This is a genomic window from Thermoanaerobacterales bacterium (genome assembly GCA_030019475.1).
Lineage (GTDB): Bacteria > Bacillota > Desulfotomaculia > Desulfotomaculales > JASEER01 > JASEER01.
Window position 1 is genome coordinate 1 of the sequence record JASEER010000017.1, and the last position, 16,809, is coordinate 16,809.

The window sequence follows — 16,809 nt, forward strand, 5'->3', positions numbered from 1 at the left end:
GGGTATGCGGGATTATTTCTCCAGTTCCGCCCGTTCGCTACCGTAAGGCCCCCGGTTTCTCAGATAGCAGGACTGGGCTAGGCCGGAGGCGAATGGTATAACGCAGATACCGAAGACCAGCCGAGAAACGATACGGGAGTATATCTATGCTTGCCATAGTTCACACCGTCGCCCTGACCGGACTTGAAGGGCATATCGTACGCGTGGAGGTTGACGCGGGAGGCGGCCTTCCGGGCTGGGAGATCGTAGGCCTGCCGGATGCGGCCGTCCGCGAAGCGAAGGATCGGGTACGGGCGGCGATTAAGAATGCGGGGTTCGAGTTCCCTTCCCGCAGGATTACGGTGAACCTGGCTCCGGCCGATATACGGAAGGAGGGGCCGGGCTATGACCTGGCCATCGCCGTAGGCCTCCTGGCGGCGACGGAACAGGCGCCGGCGGACGCCGCCGGGAGCATCCTGCTCTTCGGGGAGCTGTCCCTGGACGGCAGCGTGCGCCCGGTGACCGGGATGTTGCCCGCAGTGGCGGCGGCCGTGGCCCGAGGTTTCCCCCGGGCCGCCGTGCCGGCGGGTAACGCCGTGGAGGCGGCGCTGGTGGACGGGGCCGGGATTTATCCCGTGGTCAGCTTGGCCCAGGTCGTGCGGTTCCTGCAGGGGGAAGAAGGGATCACTCCTTGTACGGCCGACGTATACGCCCTGCTGGCCGAGGGGGATGAGAGCGGACTCGACCTGGCGGACATCAAGGGGCAGCCGGCGGCACGCCGCGCCCTGGAGGTCGCCGCCGCCGGAGGGCATAACCTGCTGCTGGTCGGCAGCCCGGGCGCCGGCAAGACCATGCTCGCCCGTAGGCTGCCCGGCATCCTGCCCGCACTGACGCCGGAAGAGGCCATCGAATGCACGAAGGTGCACAGTCTGGCCGGGCGCCTCGCTCCCGGGCAGCACCTGGTGACCCGGCGTCCCTTCCGCGCCCCGCACCATACCGCCTCGGCGGTATCCCTGGCAGGCGGGGGAAGGGTGCCGCGGCCCGGCGAGATCAGTCTGGCGCATAACGGCGTCCTTTTTCTCGACGAGTTACCGGAGTTCCCGCGGGATGCTCTGGAGGCGCTGCGGCAGCCCCTGGAGGACGGGACGATCACCGTCGCCCGCGTCTCGGCGGCCGTCAGCTTTCCGGCGAGGATAATGCTCGTAGCCGCAATGAACCCGTGTCCCTGCGGGCATTTCGGCGATACCGGCAAGGAGTGCCTTTGTACCCCGGCCCAGATCCAGCGCTACCTGGGGCGCGTCTCGGGACCGCTGCTGGACCGCATCGACATCCAGATCGAGGTCGGGCGGGTGGCATACGACGACCTGGCGGCCGCCCCGCCCGGGGAAAACTCGGCTGCGGTTCGGCAGCGGGTCGAGCGGGCACGGGCCGTGCAGCGCGCCCGGCTGGACGGAAGCGGCGCGGACTGCAACGCCCGCATGGGCGTGCGCGAGATCCGCCACCACTGCCGGCTGGGGCGGGATGCGCACGAGGTCATGCGTCTGGCCTTCCGCCAACTCCAGTTGAGCGCTAGGGCCTATGACCGTATATTGAAGGTCGCCCGCACCATCGCCGACCTGGACGGGAGCGCCGACATCCAGGCTCCCCACGTCGCCGAGGCCGTGCAGTACCGCAACCTGGACCGGAAATACTGGGCCTAGGGTGCACGGCGGCCGAGACGTTGCCGGGGCGGCGGCCTCGCGATGGAGGTGTGAGCGTGGAGTTGAAGCTGAAGAAGGACGGGGAGAACCGCTGGCGTTTGCCCCGCCGGGGGAAGATGCTGGTTGATGCAGTGGTTTACATCAGCGAAGAACTCCTGCCGCAGCTGTACGAGGATAAGTCGCTGGAACAACTGGCACATGCCGCCTCCCTTCCGGGAGTGGTGGAGCCGGTTCTCGGCATGCCGGACATCCACGAGGGCTTCGGCCTGCCCATTGGCGGCGTCATGGCCGTGGAACCCGACGGGGTAATCTCCTGCGGTGCCGTGGGGATGGACATTAACTGCGGCGTCCGTCTCCTTCGCAGCGGCCTGGAGGCACGGTACTGCGACAGGCCGCTCCTGCGGCGTCTGATCGAGCGGATCGAGTACTACGTGCCCACCGGCGTAGGCAAGAAGGGGAGACATAAGGGACTCAGCGGGGAAATCTTTGAGGCGGTGGCGGCCCGGGGCGCGGCGGCCGTGGTCGCCGAGGGGTTCGGCGCGCGCCAGGACCTTGAGTATATCGAGGAGGGCGGCTTCCTGCCCGGGGCCGACCTCGGGGCCGTTTCGCGGCAGGCGCAGCGGCGGGGCGCGGTGCAGTTGGGGACGCTTGGGGGCGGGAACCACTTCGTCGAGATCCAGGAAGTGACCGAGATATACGACGCGGAGCTGGCGGGCCGCTTCGGGCTCTTCCCCGGCCAACTGACGGTGATGATCCACACGGGGAGCCGCGGTTTCGGCCACCAGATCTGCACGGACTACACCCGCCGGCTGGCGGAGGCGGCGCCTCATTACGGGATCGAACTCCCGAGCCGGGGACTGGCCTGCGTGCCGGTTGACTCCCCCGAGGGGCGTGACTATTACCGGGCCATGTCGGCGGCGGTGAACTTCGCCTTCGCCAACCGGCAGATCATTATGACGGATGTGCGGCGCGCCTTCAACGACGTGCTGGGCTCCCCGCCGGAGGCGCTCGGGCTGCGGCCGGTGTACGACGTGGCGCACAACATCGCCAAGTGGGAGACGCACCGGGGGCGGCGCCTGCTGGTGCACCGGAAGGGAGCAACCCGCGCGCTTTGCGCGGGGCACCCGGGCAACCCCCCGGTCTACCTGGATGTCGGGCATCCGGCACTCATACCCGGGAGCATGGGGACGGCCTCCTATGTTCTGGTCGGGACCGAGAAGGCGGCCGAGACCTTTTTCTCGATCAATCACGGGGCCGGGAGGGTGCTCTCCCGCACGGCGGCGGAAAAGGCGATCAGCCGGGATGAATTCGAGCGGACCATGGGCGACGTCCTTTACAACGCCTGGGACTACCGGGAGATCGTGGATGAGGCGCCCTCGGCCTACAAGGATATCGAGCAGGTGGTCGGCGTCCTGGCCGCTGCCGGGCTTGCGCGCATGGTCGCGCGTATGCGGCCGCTGGCGGTGATCAAGGGAAAGGACTAGCAGTCCAGCGGGGCCAATCCTTATGATAAAACATCATGGTGGGGGAAAGCGGTTGTGCGGGTACGGTTTTTGCCTGATGACGTCAGTGTGGAGGATGTGGTGGGGGAAAAGCTGGTCACCCTGGCGGCAACGGCCGGAATCGTCCTCCGCGGGGCCTGTGGCGGCGCCGGGACGTGCGGCCGTTGCCGCGTAACGCTGCGCGAGGGGAGGGTGGCCCTGGGGTCCGACGGGGACACCGTGCTGGAGGGGCCGGCGGATGTTCCGGCCTGCCGGTGCCGCCCGCTGAGCGACCTCGTGGTGGAGATCCCGGAGACGGCGCGGCTGAGGGAACACCGGGTCCTGATCGAGGCTGCGGGGGACGAACGCCTACTGCCGGAACTTCGGGATGCGGTGCCTGGTACGCTGTCGGCCCTCTACCGGACGGTAAATGTGGCCCTCGATCCTCCGACGGTGAATGATGCCAAGGACGATTTGGCGCGGCTGCGCGGCGCCCTGGAAGCCGTTGTCCCGGGCAGGGTGCTCCGGGTCGGACTGGATGTCCTGCGGGATCTGCCGGGCGTCCTGCGCGAGGGGCAGTGGCGGGTGACGGTAGGGCTGGCCGAAAGCGCCGACGGCGTAGAGGTCTCGGCCCTGACGCCGGGCTACGCGACCGACGGCGTCCTCGGATTGGCCCTTGACCTGGGAACCACGACGGTGGCCGGGCAACTGGTGGACCTGGCCACCGGGCGGGTGGTGGCGGAGGCGGGGGCGTACAACCGTCAGGCGGCCTTTGGGGACGACGTGATTTCGCGCATTGTCTACACGGTTGAGGAAAAGGACGGCCTCGCGCATCTACAGCGGGAGGCCGCGGCAAGTATCAACAGCGTGTTGCAGGCGATGCTGGCCGGGCTCGGGCGGAGTGGGCTGGACGTGCGGTCCGCCGTCTGCGCCGGCAACCCGACCATGATCCACCTCCTGTTCGGGGTGGATGCGAGATACCTGCGGCTGGAGCCGTACGTTCCGGCGGCCGACGAATGGCCGGCTGTTCGCGCGGCTGAACTGGGGCTCGCGCTGCACCCGCGGGCGCTGGTGCACACGCTGCCGGGAGTGGCCAGCTACCTTGGCGGGGATATTACAGGCGGCCTTGTGGCCGCGGGGGTTGACGTCAGCGACGAACTGACCCTTTTCCTGGATGTCGGTACTAACGGGGAGATGGTGCTCGGCAACCGGGAGTGGCTGGTGGGCTGCGCGTGCTCGGCGGGCCCGGCCTTTGAAGGCGGGGGAATCGCCTGCGGGATGCGCGCCGAGACCGGGGCCATCGAGCGGGTCGGCATCACCGCCGGAGGTTACGAGGTTGTCCGGCGTACGGTCGGCGACGCTCCCCCGGCCGGCCTCTGCGGCAGCGGACTGATCGGGACTGTGGCTGCGCTGCGGCGGGCGGGAGTGGTCGACCGTGCAGGGCGCTTCGTCAACGGTGTGGATACACCGCGGCTGCGGCCGGGACCGGACGGGCCTGAGTTCGTGATCGCCTGGCCGGCCGAAACGGCGGGCGGGCGGGCCATTACTCTCGGAGAGGCGGAAATCGCGAATATCCTTCGGGCGAAAGCCGCGGTCTTCGCCGGCATTCGCAGCATGCTCAATGCAGTCGGCATCGGGCTGAATGAGATTGAGCGTGTCGTGATCGCCGGCGGTTTCGGGCGTTACCTGCATCTCGCTGATGCGGTGGCCATCGGGCTCTTGCCCGACCTTCCGCCGGAAAGGTACTCATATCTCGGCAACACCGCTCTCAAGGGAGCGCGGGCGGCGCTGTTGGCAGCCGAAGTGCGGACGCGGGTCGCCGCGGCGGCCGAGCGCATGACTTACCTGGATCTGAGCATGGAGACCGGCTTCATGGACGAGTTCATGCGGGCCCTCTTCCTTCCCCACACCGATGAATCGTTGTTTCCTACGGTTGCGGGCCATGGGTTGGCTGATCCTTAGACCGCAACGTAGCGGCGGCCCGCCCCGACCGTACGTCAACCGCGTCCGGCGGCGCCGGTGCGGTCCGCTTTCCCCGAACGGTAACCGCCCCGCCGGGAAGGGCCGCCGGCACGGGGTGAAGAGATCAGGGTTGAACACCAAAGGCTGAAAACTATCACCCACACGTCGTAAGAAGCAGCACACCGCGGACTTCCAGCGGGTGGCTGCTTTTTTGTTGCCCGGGGCGGGCGAATCTAATTACCATATCTCCTATAATTCACGCCTTTTGGTGAACCGCCTGAGTGAAGGGGGAGAGAATTTGGTCACAGAGTGCGGTACCACGCTGCTAGAGAGGACTCGCGGCATCGTGGCTCCCTATGCGGGGCGGGAAGGCATGCTTGTCCACGCCCTGCAGGATGTCCAGGGAGTCTTCGGCTACTTGCCCGAGGATGCCTTGCGGGTGCTGGCGGAGGAACTGGGCGTATCGTTGTCCCACATCTGGGGGGTTGCCTCCTTCTATGACCGTTTTCATTTTATACGCCGGGGGCGGAATACCGTGCGGGTATGCACCGGAACGGCATGCCAGGTCCAGGGGAGCCGGAACGTTCTGCAGCAGGTGGAGAAACTGCTGGGCCTCAGGAACGGTGAGACGAGTCCGGATTTCAGCTTCACTCTGGAAACGGTCAATTGCGTCGGCTGCTGCGGGCTGGCTCCGGTCGTTACGGTGAACAACGAGGTCGTCCCGGCGCCAGAAATGGAACGCGTGCTTGCCGACCTGCGAAAGGGGAACGGCGGCAATGACTAGACTGGCGAGTGCGGCGGACCTGGCCGCGCTGCGGGAACGCCTGGCGGCGCAATACGCGTCCGGCGAACCCGTGGTCAGGGTTTGCACCGGCTCGGCCTGCCGGGCCGCCGGCTCATTACGGGTGGCCGACGCGGTGACCGAGGAGCTTCGCCGCGCCGGAATTCAGGTGAGTGTCCGGCGAACCGGCTGCCAGGGGTTCTGCCAGCACGGCCCGTTGGTGATGGTCGATCCGGAGGGCTGGCTTTACGGAGGGGTTACGCCCTCCGACGCGGCAAAACTGGTGGATTTGACGGTACGACGCAGACAACTGATCGAACACCTTGCCTGCCGGCACCCGGAGACCGGGCGACCGATCGGTTCAACCTCCGAACTGCCGTTTTATCAGCGACAAACCCGCCTGGTGTTGCGGCACTGCGGGTTGATCGACCCGACCTCCATCGAGGACTACATCGCGGCGGGCGGCTATCGCGCCCTGGCCAGGGTGCTGGAGACGATGTCACCGGAGGCGGTGATCAGCCTCATCAAGCGTGCGGGGCTGCGCGGACGTGGCGGCGCCGGCTTTCCCACCGGCCGGAAGTGGGAGGCCGGGCGGGCGGCCACCGGGACGCGGAAGTTCGTCATCTGTAATGCCGACGAGGGCGACCCCGGAGCGTTCATGGACCGCAGCCTGCTGGAAGGGGATCCTCACGCCGTCCTGGAGGGGATGATCATCTGCGCGTACGCCATCGGTGACTGCCGGGAGGGTTTCGTGTACGTGCGCGAGGAATACCCCCTGGCCCTCGAGCACGTGCGCATCGCCATCGAAAAGGCCCGCGAGTTCGGGCTGCTCGGCAAGAATATCCTGGGCAGCGGCCTTGACTTCGATATCGAAATCCGGCGCGGGGCCGGCGCTTTCGTCTGCGGCGAATCGACGGCACTCATGTTTTCCATTGAAGGAAAACGGGGTATGCCCCGCGTCACCCCGCCTCGTTCGGTGGAAGCCGGGTTGTGGGGCTGCCCCACCTGCCTGAATAACGTCGAAACCTTCGCCAACGTCCCCTTGATCCTGAACCGCGGCGCCGATTGGTACGCGGGTATCGGTACCGAGGGTTCGAAGGGCACCAAGGTTTTCGCCCTTTCCGGCAAGGTCAAGTACACCGGGTTGATCGAGGTGCCCATGGGAGCGACCGTCCGGCAGGTGGTCTTCGACATCGGGGGCGGTATCGAGCAGGGGAAGCGCTTTAAGGCGGCGCAGATCGGGGGACCCGGTGGAGGGTGCATCGCCGAGGAACACCTTGACCTGCCCATTGACTTCGAGTCGCTCAAGGGTGTCGGATCCGCCATGGGATCCGGGGCGCTGGTGGTCGTGGACGAGACCACCTGCATGGTGGATCTGGCCCGCTATTTTCTCTCCTTTACGCAACAGGAATCCTGCGGCAAATGTCCGCCCTGTCGTATCGGGACCTATCAGATGCTTAGGATCCTGAACCGGATCGTTGAGGGAAAGGGAGAGGAAGCCGATCTCCGGAAACTGGACGATCTCGGTCGTCTGATCAGCAGGACGTCGCTCTGCGGACTCGGCAAGTCTGCGCCCGGACCGGTACTCTCGACGCTTCGTTTCTTCCGGGAAGAGTACCTGGCCCACATCCTTGAGCGACGCTGCCCGGCGGGGAGCTGCGAGACATTGAAGCGTTTGACGATCGGACCCGAATGTGTGCAATGCGGTCTCTGTGAGGAAACGTGTCCACAGCATGCCATTATGGAAACGGAGAACGGCCTCGCCATCGACCTGCTTCTCTGTGTGAACTGCGGGGCGTGTGTGTCCGTATGCCCGATGGAATGCATCGCGGAGGCAACCGGGGAGGGTGGAGCCAATGACGGCACCGGCGACGAAGGAACCGGCCCTGATCACTCTTACCATTGACGGGCGGCAAGCGGCGGCGGCCCCGGGTACCACGGTCATCGAGGCCGCGGCCGCCCTGGGCATCGATATTCCCCATCTCTGTTATTGTCCGGAACTCCCGAGCACCGGGTCGTGCCGCCTCTGCCTGGTCGAGATCGAAGGAGTCCGCGGACTGGTGGTGGCCTGCAAGCGCGAGGTGGCCCCGGGAATGGTCGTGCGCACGAACAGCGCCGAGATCCGGGATGCGCGCCGTTTTGTGGTGGAGCTGTTCCTGTCGCGGCATCCCCGGGGGTGTCTGACCTGTGAGGCGAGCGGCCGCTGCCTCCTCCAGCGGTATGCTTACGAACTGGGAGCGCAACACGATCGCTTCCCGTATGAGGATCCCGGGTTTGCGGTTGACGATGCCAATCCGTTCATCATACGCGATCCGAACCTCTGCGTCCTCTGCGGTCGCTGTATCCGGATCTGCAAACTTCAGGGCGCCGGCATTCTCGACTTCATTTACCGGGGCCTGGACACGAAGGTGGGGACGCCCTGGGACCGGCCGTTGCTGCAGTCCGGCTGCGACTTCTGCGGGAGTTGCGTCGGGGTCTGTCCCACGGGAGCCTTAACGGAAAAGCCGGGGCGCGGGCGGGGCCGGGAATGGGAACTCCGCAAGGCTCCTTCGGTCTGCAACCTTTGCGGCGCCGCCTGTGCCGTGGACCTGCACCTCAAGGACAACACTGTGGTGCGAGCGAGCTCCCCCCGGCCGACAGGTTTCCTTTGCGGCCGCGGCCGGTTCGGATGGACACGCTTCAGCCACCCCGAACGGCTGACGGCGCCCATGGTGAGAAAGGGCGGCGTCCTGGAACCCGTCGAGTGGGAGGAGGCCCTGGAGGCCGCGGCGCGGGGGCTGCAAACGGTGTGGCGGAAGTGGGGTTCCGGTGCCGTCGGGGGAGTTCTCGGCACCGACGTTTCAAGAGAAACCGGGCACGGCTTTCTTGAGGTCATGCGGGGCGGGTTGCAGACGGATCGCATCTACAGCACCCTGAGCTTCGGAGGGCTGGACGTGCTGTGTGATCTGCAGGCCGTGAGCGGCGGCAGGTATGCCGCTTTGGCGGATGTGGCCGCCGCCGATGTGCTTCTGGTCATCGGCGACGCCGTCCGGCGGGCGCCCGCTCTCTGGGCCTCGATCAACCGGGCGCTGGGGCGCGGCGCAAAGCTGATTTATGTGGGCCCCTACCGCGGCCGGCTGGCCCGGGCCGCGGGGGTGTGGTTGCGTCCCCGTCCCGGAATGACTGCCGTGGTCCTGCAAAGGATGGCGGCGGCGCTGTTGAGAGAGGACGGGAAGGCCCGGCTGCCCGGCCGGAGACTCGACAACTTCGCAGACTTCCTGGCCACGCTCGACACGGTCCCGGAGGGGGACCCGGGCAGCGGGGTCAGTGACGTGGACGTCAGCGCCGCCGCCGGCCTCTTCGGAGATCCGGCAGCGAGGGCGGTAACGGTCTTCGCCGTGGACGGCGTGGACCGCAGTACGGCCCGGGCGGCCGTCAACCTGGCCCTGTTCACGGGGAGAGGGGAACGCGGCCTTCACCCCGTCGCCGCTGTCGCCAATGCTTACGGACTCATAGGCACGGTCCCGAGGGGCGGGACGGGCCGGGACGCCACCCCCGGCGCCGAGAATATCCTGTCGGCCATGGAGCGCCACCGTGCCTGGTACGTGCTGGCCGAGGATCCCGTCTCCTCGTTCCCGGACCCGGAGCGGGTCCGTCATGCAATGGAGAAGGCCGATTTCCTCGTGGTTCAGGACATGTTCCTGACACCGACGGCCGCCATGGCCGATGTCGTATTGCCCGCCTCCGGGATCCCGGAGGAGAACGGAAGTATCACGGACGTTACGGGTAATCCTGTTCGATTCAGGCAGGCGGTAACTGCCCCTGCGGAGATAACGAACCTGCAAATCCTGATGGAAATCGCCTCCCGCCTGGAGCCGCGGCCGGCCGGCGGGGATGAGCGGCGCCCGCCGGGAAAGGAATCGCCGTTGGCGTCCTCTCCGCCGAAAGCAATGTTTCTGCCGGTGGGGATCGACGGCGCCGCCGGCGAGGACTCGTCCGGGTTATGGCTCGTCGGCTGGGCGTCCCGAACCGGTCCTCTCTTTCACCCCCGGTTGCGGTTGCAGGACTTCACCGTACTCGAGCCCTACGGCGGCGATTACGTCTCCCTGGCGCCCGAGGACGGCGCGGCCCTGGGCTTGGAGGAAGGAACGGAGGTTATGGTCCGGTCGCCCTCCGGACGCGCCGGCACCAGGGTGAAACTGGACGAGGGATTGGAGCGGGGGGTCGTCCTGGTCTCTCCGGACACACCCCTGGCCCGGGCCGTCATGGGCGACAGATGGCCCCTGGGGCCGACACCGATCCGGTTGACCCCGGCGAATGGATCGCAAGGAAGGGATGGAGACCGATGAACAGAGAGAACCACCTGACCGTCTGCCGGGCCACCCGGCAGATGATCGCTAAAGCGGGCCGCGACGGTGTCCCCACGGTGTTTGACCGCGTCCGGGGACGCAGGACCTGTGCTTTCGGGTCCGGCGGGACCTGCTGCCGTATCTGCGCGATGGGTCCCTGTCAGGTGAGGGAAAACGGCCCCGGAGCGGGGAGCGGCGTCTGCGGAGCTACTCCCGCCACCATCGCCGCGCGGAATTTCGGACGCATGATCGCCGCCGGCACCGCCGCGCACTGCGACCACGCCCGGGAGGTGATCGCCACCGCGCTGGAGGCCTTGCACAGTGAGAACGCCATCTACTCCGTCCGGGATCCGGAAAAGGTACGGGCGCTGGCCGGGGTTCTCGGCCTCACCCCGAAGGATACCGGGCCCGGCGGACTGGCGAGACAAGTCGCCGAGATGCTGAAGGGCGAGTTCGGGAGTCAAGACGGCGAGCTGCTTTTTGCCCGCCGGGCGCCCGCGAAGCGCTACGAAATCTGGCGCCGCCTCGAAGTCATTCCCCGCGGGATCGACCGCGAGGTCGTGGAGATGCTCCACCGCACCAGTGTGGGCGTGGACCAGGACTTCGAACACCTGATGCTCCAGGGTATGCGGACGGCTCTCGCCGATGGATGGGGCGGCTCCATGATCGCCACCGAATTGCAGGACGTGCTCTTCGGCGCGCCCCGCCCGACGCGCGGGAGAGTCAACCTCGGCGTCTTACGAGAGGACCATGTGAACATCGTGGTGCACGGGCACGAGCCGATGCTGCCGATGGCCGTGGTGGAGGCGGCACGCGACGAGGACCTGCTGGCCAGGGCCCGGGACGCCGGAGCGCGGGGAATCAACGTTGTCGGCATCTGTTGCACCGCCAACGAACTCCTGATGCGCCAGGGTGTTCCCGTGGCCGGGAGCGTGCTTCAGCAGGAACTGGCCATTATTACCGGCGCCGTGGATCTGATGATGGTCGATGTGCAATGCGTGATGCAGGGCCTTGCCAATGTCGCGGCGTGTTATCATACCGCGCTGGTGACCACCTCGCCCAGGGCGCGCATTGAAGGGGTTGCACATGTCGAGTTTGATCCCGCGCACGCCGACAAGACGGCCCGGGAGTTGATCATCAAGGCCGTTGAAAACTTCCCGCGGCGCGGCGTGGTTGAAATCCCGCGGGAAGAGATGGATGTGGTCGCAGGCTTCTCGCACGAGGCGATCCGTTACATGCTCGGCGGCCGTTTCCGGGCCGGCTACGGCCCGCTCAACGAGAACATCATCAACGGGCGCATCCGGGGTGTCGCGGCCGTGGTGGGCTGTTCGAACCCGCGGGTGCGCTTCGGGGACCTGCACACCGCCGTGGTCAGGGAACTGATCGCGAACAATGTCCTGGTGCTCACCACCGGCTGCGCGGCCATCAACTGCGCCAAGGAAGGGCTCCTGGTCCCGGAAGCGGCCGACCTGGCCGGATCCGGCCTCCGGGAGGTCTGCGAAGCGGTGGGCATTCCGCCGGTGCTGCACTGCGGTTCCTGCGTCGACAACAGCCGTTTGCTGGTGGCGGCCACGGAAATGGTGCGGCAGGGAGGCCTCGGCGACGATATCGCCGACCTCCCGCTCGCCGGATGCGCGCCCGAATGGATGAGCGAAAAGGCGATCGCCATCGGACAGTACTTTGTAACCAGCGGCGTAACGGTCGGTTTCGGCGTCGGATTCCCCACACTCGGTAGCGAGAGGTTCTCGCGCTTCCTTTTTGAGGATATCGCCAGGCTTACCGGCGGCAGGTGGTTCTTTGAGCCGGATCCGATGCTGATGGCCCGCCGGATCGTCGAGCACATCGACGCCCGGAGGCGGGCGCTCGGCATTGAGCAGGCCAGAGAACGCGTGCTGTTCGATATGGAGATGCGCCGGCAGATCGGGGCGGGATAGGAGGATCACAATGACAGCCAGGGTTTTGGACGGTAAGGCGACAGCCGCCGTGATCCGCGCGGAGGTCGCCGGGGAGGTTGAGGTGTTCGCCGCCGAACGGGGATTCGCTCCCGGCCTGGCGGTGGTGGTCGTCGGCGATGATCCCGCGTCACAGACCTATGTCCGTAACAAGGAGAACGCCTGTCGCGAGGTCGGCATGCGATCCCGGGTCCACCGTCTCAGCGCCGGCGTTTCGATGCGGGAGTTGCTTGACCTCCTTGACGAGTTGAATGAGGACGACAGCGTGCACGGGGTTCTGGTCCAGCTGCCCCTCCCGGAGCACCTGGACTCATTGGTTGTGACCGGCGCTATTCGGCCGGAAAAAGACGTCGACGGCTTTCACCCGCTTAACGTAGGGAAACTCCAGGCGGGCGAGCCGTGCCTCGTTCCGTGCACGCCGCATGGAATAATCACTCTTCTGGAACGGGCGGGGGTTCCCATCGCCGGCCGCCATGCCGTCGTGATCGGTCGCAGCAATATCGTCGGCAAACCCACGGCGGCTTTGCTGCTGCAGCGCCATGCCACGGTCACGGTGTGCCACTCCAGGACACCGGATCTCACGGCCCTGACGCGGCAGGCCGACATCCTGGTGGTCGCGGTCGGCCGTCCGCGGTTGGTGACCGGGGCGATGGTTAAGGAGGGCGCGGTGGTGGTCGACGTGGGCATCAACCGCGTCGACGGGCGCCTGGTGGGCGATGTCGACTGGGACAGCGTCGTCCGGCGCGCTTCGGCTGCCACGCCCGTGCCCGGCGGGGTCGGGCCGATGACGGTCACCATGCTCCTGGTTAACACCCTCCTGGCGGCGAAGCGGCAGGCGACCGTCCCCACCGGTCCCTGGGATGCCCCGGACGGTGTGTAACGACCTATTGAACGGGCGTCACCCGCTCCAAGTGACCCGTCATCCGGCATAACTGCGTCTCGCCGGAAGACCACGGCGATTAACGCTCAGGATCTTGGTCCCGGCGTATGCCGCGATTATACTCGGTTTACACACCCTGTTGACGGCGAAGGGGAGGCGTTTTCCTTGTCCAGGAACATTGCCACGGCAGCCATTCGCGGCGCGCACAGCATCGTGCGGCGCGCCGAAAAACGGCTCCAGGAAGCATTAGACACCCTGGGGGCGGATCATCCCGTCGAACTGCCCAACACCGGGTACTATCTTCCCGTGATTTATGGTATCACCGGGCGGAAGGTGACCCGACTGGCCGATGCCGAACCGGTGCTGGCGCTGGCGAGGGAGCTTCTCCCTCCCTTGCCGGCGCGGGAGCGATGGACTCCGTACCTCGGCCCGGCGCTGGACGCGGGCATGGCGACACTGTTCGCCGAGGAGATCATCGAGGCCCTGCGGTATGTCACCGGTTCAAGTCCGGGTGGTATCTGGCTGGGCGCCGCAGACGACGTCATTCTGCGCGAGCGCGGCATCGAATTCGTGGACGGTCGCGCCCCCGGTTTCGCCGCCGTCGTCGGCGCGGCGCCGGATACGGCCACGGCGGTGAAACTCGCCCGGGAGATGCAGCAGAAGAACCTCTATGTCTTCATGGCGGGACGGACGGACGGCGCCAGCTTCGCGGAACAACTGGCCGCGGCGGACGTGCAGCTCGGCTGGCCCACCCGGCTGGTCCCGTTCGGTGAAGAGGTGTACGCCCATATCTTCTCCCTCGGGTTCGCCACGCGGGTGGCCCTCTCGTTCGGCGGGGTGAGTCCCGGCGACTATCACCGCGTGCTCATGTACAACAAGGACCGCGTCTTCGCCTTCGTCCTGGCGCTCGGCCCGGTCACCGACGAGTGGTATGCCACCGCCGCCGGAGCGATCAACTTCGGATTTCCGGTTATCGCCGACACCGACATCCCCCAGATCCTGCCCTACGGTGTCTGCACCTATGAACACGTGGTCTCGGGCGTCCCGCACGACCGGATTGTGGCCCGGGCCGTCGAAGTGCGGGGACTGAAGGTGGCCGCGGCCGAACTCGAGGTGCCCGTGGCCTTCGGCCCGGCGTTTGAGGGCGAGATCATCCGCCGGCCCGACACCTTTGTGGAAATCGGCGCCGGACGCGCTCCGGCCTTTGAGTTCCTCGTGACGCGCCCGATGAGCGAGGTGGAGGACGGCCGGGTACAGGTCGTCGGGCCCGAATTGGATAACCTGGGTGAGGGCGGTATTCTTCCGTTGGGTCTCGTTGTGGAGGTCGCGGGCCGGAAAATGAAGGAGGAGTTCGAGCCCGTCCTCGAGAGACGCCTGCACTATTTCGTTAACTACCTGGAGGGCGTCGTGCACATCGGCCAGCGCGATATCGTCCGCATCCGCATATCCAAGAAAGCCTTCGCCGCCGGCCTGCGCCTGCGCCACATCGGGGAGGCCGTCGCCAACCGGGTCAAGGCGGAGTTCGGGTCGCTCGTGGATAAGGTCCAGGTGACACTTTACTCCATGCCGGACCTGGTGCTCACCGAGCAGGAAACGGCGCGCGCGCAGTACAGGCGCCGTGACGAACGGCTGGGCTCCCTGACCGATGAGGCCGTCGACACGTTCTATACGTGCAGTCTCTGTCAATCGTTCGCCCCCGCCCACATCTGCGTCGTCACGCCCGAGAGACTGGGGCTGTGCGGCGCGGTGAACTGGCTCGACGCGCGGGCCTCCTACGAGCTCAAGCAGACCGGACCCAACCAGCCGGTGGCGATCGGTACATGCATCGATGAGGTACGGGGGCAATTCAGCGGCGTCAACAGCGCCATGGAGCGCTACACCCAGGGCAAGATCACGGCCCTCAACCTCTACTCGATGATGGAAAACCCGATGACCTCCTGCGGGTGCTTCGAAGCCATCGCCGCCGTCCTCCCCGAGGCCAACGGGATCTTTATCGTGAACCGCGAGTATTCGGGGGATACGCCCATCGGGATGCGGTTTTCGACCCTGGCCGGGATGGTGGGAGGAGGCGAGCAGACCCCCGGCTTCATGGGACTCGCCAGGGCTTACATCCTGAGCCGGCGCTTCATTCAGGCCGACGGCGGTCTGCCCCGCGTGGTCTGGATGCCGCGTCAGCTCAAGGAGTACCTCAGGGCAGGGCTTCTTCGCCGCGGGGCCGAGATCGGGATCCCGGACCTCTACGAGCGCGTCGCCGACGAAACGGTGGGCACCTCGCCGGACGATATTTTCCCGTTCCTCGAGGCAAAGCAACATCCGGCCTTAAGCCTGGCACCGATCATGTAATCGCTGAAGGAGTGTCGCGAGGATGGCGTTGACGGGACTGCAAATCTTTAAACTTTTACCGAAAACCAACTGCCGCGACTGCGGGTTTGCGACGTGCATGGCCTTCGCCATGGCCCTGGCCGCCGGGAAGGCCTCCCTGGAGGCCTGTGCCCATGCTTCGGATGAGGCCCGCGCCACCCTCGGCGCGGCGGCCGAACCGCCGGTACGGCTGATCGCCGTGGGCCGGGGGGAAAACGCGGTCGAGCTGGGAGGGGAAGTGGTCCTCTTCCGCCATGAAAAGACCTTTTATCACCCCACGGCGGTCGCCATCGAAGTGCGGGACGATCTCCCCGAGCCGCAACTGGTCGAGCGGCTGCAGCGTATTCACAGCCTGGCCTTTGAACGGGTGGGCCTGACGATGCGCGTCGATATGGTCGCCGTGCGCCAGACCGGTCCGGAAGCGGAGGCTTTCGTCGGGGCCGTGCGGCTGGTGCGGGCGCACAGCCCGCTGCCGCTCATCCTGGCGACCCCTGATCCTGCGGCGATGCGGGATGCGCTCGGCGTTTGCGCCGCGGAACGCCCTCTTCTCTGGGGAGCGACCGAGAGCAACCGGGAGGCCATGGCTTCCCTGGCGCGGGAGCACAACTGTCCCCTGGTCGTGACGGCGCAAGACCCCGCGCGTCTCGCCGGTCTCAGTGAAGAGATCATCCGCGCCGGACACAGGGATATTATTCTGCATGCGGCCTGCTCCGGTGTCGGCGACACGTTACGGGCCGCCACCGCCATCCGGCGGATGGCGATCAAGAAGCGCTTCCGTCCTTTCGGCTTGCCCATTCTCACCTCGGTCAGCGGAAACGGGGATGCCTACCGGGCCGTCCTTGAGGCCGGGACCTATGTCGCCAAGTACGCGAGCATCGTCGTCGTGGATACGGTTGAGCCGGCCGTGGTCCTGCCGTTGCTGACATTGCGGCAAGACATCTACACCGACCCCCAAAAACCGATCCAGGTCGAGGCCACGTGCTACACCATCGGAAACCCCGGCCGCAACGCCCCGGTGCTTGTGACCACCAATTTCTCGCTGACCTACTTCTCGGTGGTCAACGAGGTCGAGGCAAGCAGGATCGGGAGCTACCTGGTGACGGTGGACACCGACGGCACCTCCGTCCTTACGGCCTGGGCCTCCGGGAAGTTCGGCGCGGAGCAAATCAGTGAGGCGCTGGATAAGACCGCCGTCGGCGAAAGAGTCGATCACCGGCGGGTCATCATTCCCGGCTATGTGGCCGTGCTGAGCGGACGGCTCGCCGACCTTTCGGGATGGGAGGTCAGCGTCGGTCCCCGCGAGGCGGCCGGGATACCCGCCTTTCTGCGCGCCTACACGTCGGGCCGGGCCGGCTGACGGCGATCCGGATACGAACCGGAGGGGG

Annotated in this window: 10 protein-coding genes; all 10 read left to right on the forward strand. The window is 66.6% G+C overall.

Annotation, left to right across the window (positions count from 1 at the left end; translation table 11 throughout):
• Window positions 1-146 precede the first annotated feature (146 nt).
• Complete coding sequence (locus QMC81_06040) at window positions 147-1,679, forward strand: YifB family Mg chelatase-like AAA ATPase (protein ID MDI6907028.1); 1,533 nt, start codon at window positions 147-149, stop codon at window positions 1,677-1,679.
• A 116-nt stretch (window positions 1,680-1,795) separates the two neighbouring features.
• A complete protein-coding gene (locus QMC81_06045) occupies window positions 1,796-3,163 on the forward strand; it encodes an RtcB family protein (protein MDI6907029.1) in 1,368 nt (455 codons plus the stop codon).
• 54 nt (window positions 3,164-3,217) lie between these two features.
• Window positions 3,218-5,122, forward strand: a complete 1,905-nt coding sequence (locus QMC81_06050) for an ASKHA domain-containing protein (GenBank protein ID MDI6907030.1) — start codon at window positions 3,218-3,220, stop codon at window positions 5,120-5,122.
• 298 nt (window positions 5,123-5,420) lie between these two features.
• The gene (locus QMC81_06055) at window positions 5,421-5,906 is read left to right on the forward strand and encodes an NAD(P)H-dependent oxidoreductase subunit E (GenBank protein MDI6907031.1); all 486 of its coding nucleotides are present in this window, start codon (window positions 5,421-5,423) and stop codon (window positions 5,904-5,906) included.
• A complete protein-coding gene (locus QMC81_06060; GenBank protein MDI6907032.1) occupies window positions 5,899-7,809 on the forward strand; it encodes an NADH-quinone oxidoreductase subunit NuoF in 1,911 nt (636 codons plus the stop codon). Before QMC81_06055 ends, QMC81_06060 begins: the two co-directional genes overlap by 8 nt.
• The gene (locus QMC81_06065) at window positions 7,760-10,231 is read left to right on the forward strand and encodes a molybdopterin-dependent oxidoreductase (protein ID MDI6907033.1); all 2,472 of its coding nucleotides are present in this window, start codon (window positions 7,760-7,762) and stop codon (window positions 10,229-10,231) included. Before QMC81_06060 ends, QMC81_06065 begins: the two co-directional genes overlap by 50 nt.
• The gene (gene cooS, locus QMC81_06070; protein ID MDI6907034.1) at window positions 10,228-12,165 is read left to right on the forward strand and encodes an anaerobic carbon-monoxide dehydrogenase catalytic subunit; all 1,938 of its coding nucleotides are present in this window, start codon (window positions 10,228-10,230) and stop codon (window positions 12,163-12,165) included. Before QMC81_06065 ends, cooS begins: the two co-directional genes overlap by 4 nt.
• A 10-nt stretch (window positions 12,166-12,175) precedes the next feature.
• Entirely contained in the window at window positions 12,176-13,063 is an 888-nt protein-coding gene (gene folD, locus QMC81_06075; GenBank protein MDI6907035.1) for a bifunctional methylenetetrahydrofolate dehydrogenase/methenyltetrahydrofolate cyclohydrolase FolD, read from the forward strand.
• Window positions 13,064-13,228: 165 nt separating this feature from the next.
• Window positions 13,229-15,406: an acetyl-CoA decarbonylase/synthase complex subunit alpha/beta gene (acsB, locus tag QMC81_06080; GenBank protein MDI6907036.1), complete on the forward strand. Its 2,178-nt coding sequence runs from the start codon at window positions 13,229-13,231 to the stop codon at window positions 15,404-15,406.
• 22 nt (window positions 15,407-15,428) lie between these two features.
• Entirely contained in the window at window positions 15,429-16,781 is a 1,353-nt protein-coding gene (gene acsC / locus QMC81_06085) for an acetyl-CoA decarbonylase/synthase complex subunit gamma (protein MDI6907037.1), read from the forward strand.
• The last annotated feature ends 28 nt before the right edge of the window (window positions 16,782-16,809 follow it).